The 9957-nt window shown below is 61.4% G+C and carries 8 protein-coding genes and 4 pseudogenes; 4 read left to right on the forward strand and 8 right to left on the reverse strand.

The genetic code is table 11. The features are described 5' to 3' along the window. A pseudogene (locus tag ESZ60_RS21585) lies at positions 1–133 on the reverse strand (IS256 family transposase); the annotation flags it as partial. 149 nt (positions 134–282) lie between these two features. On the opposite strand from ESZ60_RS21585, the gene ESZ60_RS21755 reads away from it, so the two are divergent. Further along, positions 283–411 carry a hypothetical protein gene (locus tag ESZ60_RS21755; protein WP_280634018.1) on the forward strand — a complete coding sequence of 43 codons (129 nt, stop codon included), beginning with the start codon at positions 283–285 and terminating at the stop codon, positions 409–411. Between the two features lie 7 nt (positions 412–418). Here the strand turns inward: ESZ60_RS21755 and ESZ60_RS19835 are convergent, their stop codons facing one another. From ESZ60_RS19835 to ESZ60_RS19850, 4 genes and pseudogenes are all read right to left on the reverse strand, one after another. Next, the gene (locus ESZ60_RS19835; protein ID WP_134682395.1) at positions 419–1024 is read right to left on the reverse strand and encodes a DUF1826 domain-containing protein; all 606 of its coding nucleotides are present in this window, start codon (positions 1022–1024) and stop codon (positions 419–421) included. A 5-nt stretch (positions 1025–1029) separates the two neighbouring features. Then, positions 1030–1293, reverse strand: coding sequence for a DUF6525 family protein (locus ESZ60_RS19840; RefSeq protein ID WP_134682396.1), 264 nt, complete (start codon positions 1291–1293; stop codon positions 1030–1032). Further along, positions 1290–1802: pseudogene (locus ESZ60_RS19845) on the reverse strand (DUF1826 domain-containing protein); the annotation flags it as partial. The pseudogene ESZ60_RS19845 and the gene ESZ60_RS19840, both read right to left, overlap by 4 nt. Before the next feature lie 73 nt (positions 1803–1875). Continuing rightward, positions 1876–3099 carry a GTP-binding protein gene (locus tag ESZ60_RS19850; RefSeq protein WP_134682398.1) on the reverse strand — a complete coding sequence of 408 codons (1224 nt, stop codon included), beginning with the start codon at positions 3097–3099 and terminating at the stop codon, positions 1876–1878. Positions 3100–3153: 54 nt separating this feature from the next. Here ESZ60_RS19850 and ESZ60_RS20965 point away from each other — a divergent pair, with 54 nt between their 5' ends. Next, entirely contained in the window at positions 3154–3300 is a 147-nt protein-coding gene (locus ESZ60_RS20965) for a hypothetical protein (RefSeq protein WP_167620246.1), read from the forward strand. A gap of 121 nt (positions 3301–3421) precedes the next feature. Further along, positions 3422–5407 carry a PhoX family protein gene (locus ESZ60_RS19855; RefSeq protein ID WP_134682399.1) on the forward strand — a complete coding sequence of 662 codons (1986 nt, stop codon included), beginning with the start codon at positions 3422–3424 and terminating at the stop codon, positions 5405–5407. A 444-nt stretch (positions 5408–5851) separates the two neighbouring features. Here ESZ60_RS19855 and ESZ60_RS19860 read toward each other — a convergent pair whose 3' ends face one another. From ESZ60_RS19860 to ESZ60_RS19870, 3 genes and pseudogenes are all read right to left on the reverse strand, one after another. Beyond that, entirely contained in the window at positions 5852–7654 is a 1803-nt protein-coding gene (locus tag ESZ60_RS19860) for a TRAP transporter permease (RefSeq protein WP_134682400.1), read from the reverse strand. Between the two features lie 70 nt (positions 7655–7724). Further along, on the reverse strand, positions 7725–8681 hold the full coding sequence (locus ESZ60_RS19865; protein WP_134682401.1) for a TAXI family TRAP transporter solute-binding subunit: 957 nt from the start codon (positions 8679–8681) through the stop codon (positions 7725–7727). Between the two features lie 482 nt (positions 8682–9163). After that, a pseudogene (locus ESZ60_RS19870) lies at positions 9164–9562 on the reverse strand (IS5 family transposase); the annotation flags it as partial. A 244-nt stretch (positions 9563–9806) separates the two neighbouring features. On the opposite strand from ESZ60_RS19870, the pseudogene ESZ60_RS19880 reads away from it, so the two are divergent. Continuing rightward, a pseudogene (locus ESZ60_RS19880) lies at positions 9807–9957 on the forward strand (IS110-like element ISMmg1 family transposase); the annotation flags it as partial.

Consider the following 9957-nt stretch of genomic DNA (forward strand, 5'->3'; position numbering starts at 1 on the left):
CCATCAACGCCGCGAGTTCCGCCTGGATGGCCTGCTCGATCAGCTTGCGCGCGCCCTCGCGAATAATATCGGTGAACGGGTCTGAGCTGAATCCGGATGGATCGGGCAACTGCATGATGGTAGTCAATGACATGTGGCGTATCCTTTTCTCTGCTGAGAATTGACGGCATCTGAACACCGCCTTGATATGCCACCCTTCAGGCCATCACCAAATTTCGCCCGTTACTCGAACCGGCGGATTGCCTTGTCGAGCAGGCCGTTGATGCTCGGATCGATGCTGCTTTGCTGGCGGCCGAGACGCGACTGCTCGAGCAGTTTGCAGCCGTCACCGTCGAGGATCTGGCGAAGGATTTCGAGCGCCGACTGGACAAGAACGGTATTCCGGCCGGAATGATCTGCAAGCCGGACTGAGCGAGGTTCAGCAGGAACCGACGGGTTCGACCGGGCCAATCATCAGGTGAAGGCTTGAGCCTTGCTCCGGCTCGAGTGAAGGCCGATGCACGATTGCCGCCAGTTCGTCCCCGGGCCAGAGTGCCCCGCGAATAATGCCAACCGTCCCCCTCGAGAGGTGGTGCGGTTTCGTCTCCTCTGCTTTCGCTCTCAGCAGGCCGTACTCAAAAGCGGAGCCAAGAAAACTGCATCGTAACCGTGCCGTAGCGGCATCCAATTGCCATCCCGATTGCCGCATCCCGCAGGCGGGACCGAGCCGCAGGTCTAACAAGGGGCTTGCAAAAATCTCCGAGGCGATCTTCGCCAATCCGGCAACTTCCTCGGCGAACGCCGCGCCCGGGCCGAAGGCGGCCGCCGGATTTCTCGCGCGCAAAGTTTTCGCGACCTGCTGACTGGCAACACGTCCATCAAAACGGGGCAGGCTTTCGACCGGCAGCGAGGCCAGCCAGATATCCAGCTCCTCCGGCAGACTGCGATTCCAGAGGGCGAGCGAGACACCCTCTATCGCAATAGTCGCAAGCACCCGCGGATCTGTGCCGCTGTTCACTGACGTGGCAAAGCGAAACCCCGCCATTGCTCTCAACCCGGCCAAGCCGTCATGCCAGCGGAGATGCACGCCTGTTCGACATATTCCTTGCCCCAGATCCTGCGGATCATACCGCTGGTGTCGCCGCCGGTCTCGCGATGCAGGCGAGACCAGAGACGCAGGACCGATTTTGCACTCCAGGGCAGTGCCGCAGTCGAAACCCAGCGACTCAGTTCCGGCGGCAGGCGGTCATAATCTTCCATCGGCCGCGCGGTGCTGCGACAGCGGAGCGATGTCGACAGGTTGCGGGGGCTCATTGCAGATCCTCCTGATCGTCATCGTCAAGCACCGGATCGATCACCAGCAGAAGTCGGACCTCGCCGCTCCCCTCGATCGGAGGCGAGCGATGCAGAACCGCGGGTATCTCATCCTCGGGCCAAAGGGTGCCGCGGAGGATCGCGACCTCTCCGGCCGCCATCTGCAGCATCGGCGCGCCCTCCGGCTCCCGCGCGAATTGCGTGCCGCTGCCGCGATAGGTGCAAAGAAGGCGCGCCCGGATCCGGTCGACATGAAAACGACGGCAGGAGTTGGCGCTGACCGGCTGCAAACGCAGCCGCAGCTTCGGACTCGATATGATCCCGGCGAATATCAGGGCCAGTGAGGCAACGTCTCGGGTCATCGTCTCGCACATCGGCCCGGCAAGAATACCGACCCGGTCGCATTCTGCCTCGATCGCCCTTGCGACGTCCCCCGCCCCGAGCGTTGCTCGCAGGTGCGGCAATCGATCCGGCGGCACCTCGTTGAGCCACTGAAGACCATGCGGGTGAAAGGCGCGCTGCCCTGAAGGATCGTTGCGGGTTCAGAACGGAATTGGGTATGGATGGTCAACTGTTCCTCCCTCAGGCGATTTTGCGGTGGCCCCATTTTGGGAAGGGATCGGACAGGTTCGCCCAGAGCTGGGGCGTGAAGTCGAAGGCCTCGAGCAGCGCGGCATCCAGTGCTGCGGTGATGGCAGCCTTGTCCATGCCTGCCCCGATGAAGACCAGCTCCTGCCGACGGTCGCCCCAAGGTTCGGACCAATGCTTTTCCATCTCGACCAGCGCGTCGGGATGGCTCGGCCAGCGATCCTGCGGGACCGAGGCCCACCAACCACCAAGCGGCGTCACCGTCGAGATCGCACCGGCAAGACTGAACTCGACCGCCCAATTCGGCCGCGAGGCGATCCAGAAATGCCCCTTGGCCCGGATCACGCCGGGCAGATCGCCGTTCAGAAGCTGATGGATCTTCTGCGGATGGAAAGGCCGCCGGGCCCGATAGACGAATGAGGAGATGCCGTATTCCTCGGTCTCGGGAACATGGTCGGCGAAACCGTAAAGCTCTTTGGCCCACATCGGGTGCAAATGGGCGCGGTCGAAATCGAAAAGCCCGGTCTCGAATATCTCGGCAGCAGCGATACGGCTGAAATCGGTCTCGATCAGCCGGGCATCCGGGTTCAAGGCGCGGACGATCTTGCGGGCCTGATCGAGGCGTTCGGGCCCGGCCTGGGTCACCTTGTTCAGGACGATGACATCGGCAAATTCCATCTGGTCGGTCAGCAGGTCGACGAGCGTGCGCTCATCGCCCTCGCCCAAGGATTCGCCGCGATCGGCGATGAAATCATAGCTCGAGAAATCCCGCGTCAGATTAGCCGCATCGACCACCGTGACCATGGTATCGAGCCGCGCCACATCCGAAAGGCTGTGCCCCTCGGCATCGCGGAAATCGAAGGTCGCAGCGACCGGCAAGGGCTCGGCAATGCCGGTGGATTCGATCAGCAGATAATCGAAGCGCCCCTCGGCCGCCAGCCGGGCCACCTCACTCAGCAGGTCGTCGCGCAGGGTGCAGCAGATGCATCCATTGGTCATCTCGACCAGCTTTTCCTCAGCGCGCGAGAGTTCAGTCCCGCCACGGACAAGATCGGCATCGATATTCACCTCGGACATGTCGTTGACGATGACGGCGACGCGGCGACCTTCGCGATTGTTCAGGACATGGTACAGCAGCGTCGTCTTGCCCGCGCCGAGAAAACCCGAGAGGACGGTGACGGGAAGGCGCTTGTCGCCGGCGGGGTGGCGGTCTGGCATCGGCTTCTCACATGTAATGTTATCACATCACTTTCATAAGGCAGATCTTCGCCGATGCGCAAGCCGCCTTCAGAAGTTGCTGGTGGTTACTGCTTATTTCCCGCCATCTTGCTGATCCTGCCGGGCGCAAACCGCGCAGATGCCCTGATATTCGATGATGTGTCGCTCGGCAGTTGGCAAAGTACAGATTTTCCCGTTTGATGCGGCCAGCGACCTGGGAGCCAACAGCCCAAAGCGCAGGAAACCGACGGATATTGTAGCACCCCTGTCATCTTCCCCGGCTATTGAACCGCCACCAAGCAACCTGCCAGGGAAAGAAATAATGAATAATTCTCGCAAGTCGCAGACCGAGATCTTCCGCACTTCGCGGCTGGAAGAGGCAGATGGCCCCGGGCTCAATCCGACCGCCAATCGCACCATGGGCGACATCATCGCGGCCCGTTTCTCGCGTCGCGGCTTCCTTCAGGGCTCGATGGCCTCGGCCGCGATCGCGGCGACGGTATCGCCCATGGCCATCATGGCCGCCAGCGAGGCGCGCGCCGCCACCGGATCGGTGTTCAGCTTCCCCGAGGTCGAGGCGGGCGTCGATGCGGATCATCACGTCGCCGAAGGCTATGACGCCGACATTCTGCTGCGTTGGGGCGACAAGGTCTTTGACGATGCCCCGGAATTCGACCCGACCAACCAGAGCGAGGCCGCGCAGGAGCGCCAGTTCGGCTATAACAACGACTTTGTCGGCTTCATCCCGCTGGATGGTTCCGCTGATCGCGGCCTGCTGGTCGTGAACCACGAATATACCAACGAACATCTGATGTTCCCCGGCATCGTCACTGTCACCGACGGCGAGATCACGGTGACCGACGCCACCGCCGAACGTGTCGCCATCGAGATGGCTGCCCATGGCGGCACCATCATCGAGCTGCGCCGCGAGGGCGGCAAATGGCAGCCGGTGCTGGATGGCGCGCTGAACCGCCGCATCACCGCAAAGACCGAAATGCAGCTTTCCGGTCCCGTGGCCGGTCACGACCGCGTCAAGACGGCAGCCGATCCCGAGGGTCGCAAGGTCTTCGGCACCATTAACAACTGTGCCGGCGGCGTCACGCCCTGGGGCACCTATATTCTGGCCGAGGAAAACATCCACGGCTATTTCATGGGCGAACTGCCTGCAGATCACCCCGAGGCCGGGAATTATGAGCGTCTAGGTCTGCCCGGCGGAGAATATCAATGGGGACGCTTCGAAGACCGCTTCGACATCTCGAAAGAGACGAACGAACCCAACCGCTTCGGCTGGGTGGTCGAGGTCGATGTGATGGACCCGAACTCGATCCCGAAAAAGCGCACCGCGCTTGGCCGGTTCAAGCATGAGGGCGCGGAAAGCGTCGTCGCCAAGGATGGCCGCGTGGTCTTCTATCTCGGCGATGATGAGCGCTTCGACTATGTCTACAAGTTCGTGACAGCGGGCCGTTACAATCCCGATGACCGTGCCGCCAATATGGACCTGCTGGACGAGGGCACGCTTTATGTGGCGCGCTTCGACGAGGACGGCTCGATGGTCTGGCTGCCGCTGATCCATGGCGAAGGCCCGCTGACCGCGGATAACGGGTTCGCGAGCCAGGCCGATATCCTGATCGAGACGCGCCGCGCCGCAGACCTTCTGGGCGCAACCCCGATGGACCGGCCCGAAGACATCCAGCCGAACCCGAAAACCGGTCGCGCCTATGTCATGCTGACCAACAACACGAAGCGCGAGGAAGCGAACGCCGCCAATCCGCGCGTCGACAATGCCTTTGGCCATATCGTCGAGATCCTCGAGGCCGATGGCGATTTCACCGCCACCTCGGGTCAATGGGAAATCCTGCTGCAATGCGGCGATCCCTCGGTGGCCGAGGTCGGCGCGACCTTCTCGACCGAGACCACCAAGAACGGCTGGTTCGGCATGCCCGACAATGCCGCGATCGATGCCGATGGCAGGCTTTGGGTCTCGACCGACGGGAACAACAACAAGGCGACGGGCCGGACCGACGGGCTTTGGGCCGTGGATACCGAAGGCGATGCCCGCGGCACCTCGCGGCTGTTCTACCGCGTGCCGGTGGGTGGCGAACTCTGCGGCCCATGTCCGACCGAGGACATGACCACCATGTTCGTCGCCATCCAGCATCCCGGCGATGGCGGCGATGACTGGGAAGGTCACGGCCGTCCCTCCTATTACGAGGATCTCTCGACCCGCTGGCCGGATTTCAACGACGCGATGCCGGTACGCCCGGCTGTGGTCGCAATCACCAAGCAGGGCGGCGGCCGTATCAGCTGAAATGCCCAAAAGAGGTGGCCCGGCACAATGCCGGGCCACTGTCGCAAACCGGGCCGCATTTTGATCCTCGCAAGACCAATCTGAACATCACAGATTTCAAACCCACGGCGATATTCGGACGGGTCCCAGTACACAGCGGATTTAACTCTCGCGCGCCACTGACACACGTGGATAAAAACAACGGCTTGTTGCCAGAACCTTCGTGATTGCCGGGAGGCGTCCCTCTCCGCTTCAGCCGGAAGCGGGCGACTTGGTGATCGGTTTTCGAGCGACGGCCTTCAGTGGGGACAGCACCCCACCACGGGCACGACGAATTATTAGCGCGCCGCTGACAGTCTTGCGAATGGAGCTTCCGATGAAGTGTCTGATGACGGGGAGACGTTTTCTCCCCGTCATAGGCGACGTATGACTTGCGGCAGTGGGATACGGGTGCCGGCGCCTCACTCAGCTGAGAAACGGCATAAGTACGCTTGGCAGGAAGATCACCAGCATCCCGGCTACTCCTGCGAAGAGGCGGAAGAGGGTTGGTCCGCGGGCGATAGCCCCATGAGAGATTAAGGCCAAGCCGAGCCCGATCTGGGCAAAAGCAAGAATGGCCGCCCCCGGTGCGGTCGAAAGCGTCAGGATCGCCGGGTTGGCGATCATGCCCATCGGGATGATGTAGAGGCCGAGGCCAAGGGACATCGCCGTGATGGCAACCTTCACCCAATTCTCGCCGATCATGCCGGCAGCTATAAAGACTGCCCCGCAGACCGGCGGCGTGATGGTTGACAGAAGCGCGAACCAGAAGACGAAGAGATGAGCCTGCAGGGGCTCTAGTCCCAATTGCATCAGCGCAGGGCCCGCGACCGAGACGCAGATCACATAGGCTGCTGTGGTCGGTACCTCCATTCCCAGAACAAGGCATGCCAGCGCGGTCAGGACCAGGGACGGCCAGAGCATGCCAGATGATCCGGAAAGGATCAGCGAGGTGATTTTGATGCCGAGCCCCGTAACCCCTAAGACACCGATCACGATCGACGCGCAGAGGATGATCGATGCAATCATCGCGACCTGCCGTGCAGCGCTGATAAAGGCCAAGGCACAGCGCTGGCCTGCGCGCGCAAGATCAAAATGGAAGTGCCCGTCAAACATCAACAGGAAAGCTCCCACGATGATGGCCAGGCAGGCCGCGTATTGCGGCGTGTAGCCGTAGGCAAACATGCCCAGCATCAGGACGGTGAACGGCATGAGAAAGAAAAGCGAAGTGATAATCACATCGCGCGTGGCCGGCTGTTCGCCCGCCGCGATGCCGCGAAGTTCGAACCGGGTGGCATAGGCATTAATGCCGACCCAGACCGCCCAGAAATAGAGGATCGCCGGCAAAATTGCGGCGGACATGATCGTGGTGTAGGGCGTGCCGGTCAATTCAACCATGACGAAGGCGCCCGCGCCCATCAGCGGCGGCATGATCTGGCCGCCACTGGAAGCCACGGCCTCGACCCCCGCCGCCAGCTGCTTGGGATAGCCAAGCCGGGTCATCGCTGGCAGGGTGATGGCCCCGGTCGAGGCGACATTGGCACTAGCCGAGCCCGAGATCGAGCCGAAGAGGGCTGATGACAGGACCGAGACCTTGGCCGCGCCGCCCTTAAGACGGCCTGCCGCCGCCGCCGCGACATTCATGAAGCCTTGGCCCGCTTCACCTGCGTTCAAAACAGCCCCGAAGATCACGAAGATCGAGACCACGCCGACCGAAACCGCTGTAAGAGACCCCCAGATTCCTCCTTCAGCGATGGTCATATTGCCAAGAAACGAAGGCAAAGGGGTGCCGGCATGGCCGAATTCGCCGGGAATATGCTGGCCCCAAAGGGCATAGGCCAATGCCAAGGTGGCAACCAGTGGCAGCGGCCAGCCGATTGCCCGGCGCGCGGCCTCAATCACAGTGATGAGCAGGACGATCGCGACCCCTGTCTGGAACCAGCCCTCGACGAAGCCGTATTGGTCGCCGAGCATCTCGTGGTTCACCGCAATCCAGATTGCAGCGCCGCCGCCCAGAACTGTCAAAACCAAGCCGGACATCAATGGCCATCCGCGCTTGGCTCCAAAGAGAAAGATCCATGGCAGGGCCAGCGCCATGTGCAGGGGACGGCTGACAAGGTTGGGGATCAGCCCGGAAAAGATCAGTCCGAGATGGAAAAAAACCAGAATCGCCGCCAGCCCGATCCAAGCTGCTCGGCCAATCTGTGATTGCGTTAAATTTTCGTCCATCCTGCCCTATCCTTCATACGGAAAAGCCGGGCGCAAGTCGCCCGGCCCCCGATCCCGACTGTTGATCAGATCACTTCTGGCCGTCTGCCAGCGCGATCCCGGCTTCCTCGTAATAGCGGACCGCACCCGGATGCAACTTGCCGGTGATATTGGCCAGCAGGTTACTGTCCACGCCCTTCCACCACGGAGAGCTTTCGGCCATCTTCGCCTTTTCTTCCCAGAAGGTCTTCGTCAGCTGATAGGCGGTGTCCTCATCCATCTTGGTCGTGGTATAGGCCACGACCGGAAGCGAGGTGGTCATCACATCCGCGTCCTGCCCCGCATAGGTGCCGGCCGGGATGACCTGCTTGGTGCTGCCGGTCTTGGCGACCTCCTCCTCGGTCATTGACAGAAGGGTCACGCCTGCCGAGGCCGCTGCCTCGATCACGTTCGGCGCGGGCCAGCTGCCTGCGGTGACGAAACCGTCGATCTGCCCATTCTGCAGGGCCGGGACCGCATTTGAGAGCTCAGCATCCGCCAGTTTGACCTTGTCGGTCAGGCCGAAGAGGTCGAGATATTTCTCGCCCTCAGTCGCGCCGAAGCTGCCCTTGCCGAGAAGGATCGTGTGATCCGCCATCCCGGCGAAATCGGTAATGCCGCTATCTTTCGACATGACGAAATGCATGGTCAGGGAAGGCAGCGGAAATAGCGCGCGCACCTCGGCAAACGAGGGATCGGACTTGCCTTCAAAGCTGCCCTTCCCCTCGATTGCGGCGCTGACCAATGCCGGCGGCGAGGTAAAGACGTAATCGCCACCGCGTGCGCGCACCTCCATCACGTTCTGCTGGCTACCTTGACTTTCTTCGACGGTCGCATTGATCGCGCCCTCCGTCCCAGCCTTCAGAGCCTCGGCGATCTGGACGCTCATCTGGTAGTAGGACGAGCCCGACTTGGCGGCTTTCAAGGTCACGCGTGTTTCGGCCAATGCGGGCAGTGCAGAAATCACCACTAGGCCTGCCGCCAAAGCGGTTCGGTTCAAAAATTTCATGGATCAACTCCTCCGGATATCGTCGCTGCAGAATAGAGCACCCGGATGGTCCTGGGGCAACGTTGTGCCCGGAGAAAAATGAGCGACGGAACCCACTCGAGGCCGGAACCTGTTCAGTTGCAGTCAAGCGGCCATTCAGACGATACCCGGCGGATGCGCAGTACGGCCGCTGTTCCGCCAATCGTGCCCGCCGCGGCGAATGCAGAAGCGGTGTGACCGGTCGGCCCATTCCGGCCATTCGACCGCGACGGGTGCTGCCCTGCGGCATCCTCGGAAGCGGCCACTCAGACACCGCGCAGCGAGCTCGCACGTCTCTGACCAAAGCGGAGAAAAATCCACGCCTCGGTGTTAATGGCGAGATGACTTTCGAAGCATTCTCGCTGGGCTGGCAGCCGATTTATCCAAACGCGATTGCGCTGCGATCAGCACACGATTAGCCTTCGAACAATTCGTTTGAAAATTGTTCTAGGGCCCGTGGACATTTATCGGGATGCGATGATGGTCGCGGCGAGACGCCAGTTCTCGGCGTAGCTACAGGCGGTTTTCTCGCAGCGCGTGGCTATGGCTCGGAACTCCTTGATCTTCGCGAAGAAGTTCTCGACCAGATGGCACCATTTGTAGGCATGTCTATCGTGATCTCGCTGGATTTTTCGGTTCATTTTCGGCGGGATCACAGCGCACGCGCCTCGCGCATCGATCTCTGCGAGCAACCAGTCCGCGTCGAAGGCTTTATCTGCAAGTAGGGCGCCGAAGGCCACGTTCTCGATCAGTGGTGCGACGCCTTTCAAGTCATGGGCCTGCCCCGGCAGGAGTACGAAATCGAACAGGTTCCCGAGCGCATCGACCAATGCGACGATCTTGGTGGTCAGACCGCCGCGCGAGCGAGCCTGAGTCCCCGTTTCGGGGGAATTTGATCCACTGGATCAAATTCTGATCCCCTCAACTGCGCCGCTCGCCTTCTGGTGGGCCTGCACAACGGTGCCGTCGATCAGCGCGTATTCGAAATCTGGCTCCCCGCGGATCTCTCCGAAAAGGCGTTCGAAAACGCCCCCTTTTATGGATGGCCCGCCCCTCCCGCCGACCTCTGTGTAGGATGTCGGTGTTCAAAGGAGGAAGGAGCGAACCATGAGCATTGTCATCCTTGGCATCGATTTGGGCAAGAACAGTTGCAGTGTCGTCGGTCTCGACCGGGCGGGGACAGTCGTGATGCGTCGGCGATTGCGTCGGGAGGGCGTTATCGCCTTCGCGTCGAAGCTACCGGCCTGCATCATGGCCA

Source organism: Paracoccus ravus (assembly GCF_004522175.1).
GTDB lineage: Bacteria > Pseudomonadota > Alphaproteobacteria > Rhodobacterales > Rhodobacteraceae > Paracoccus > Paracoccus ravus.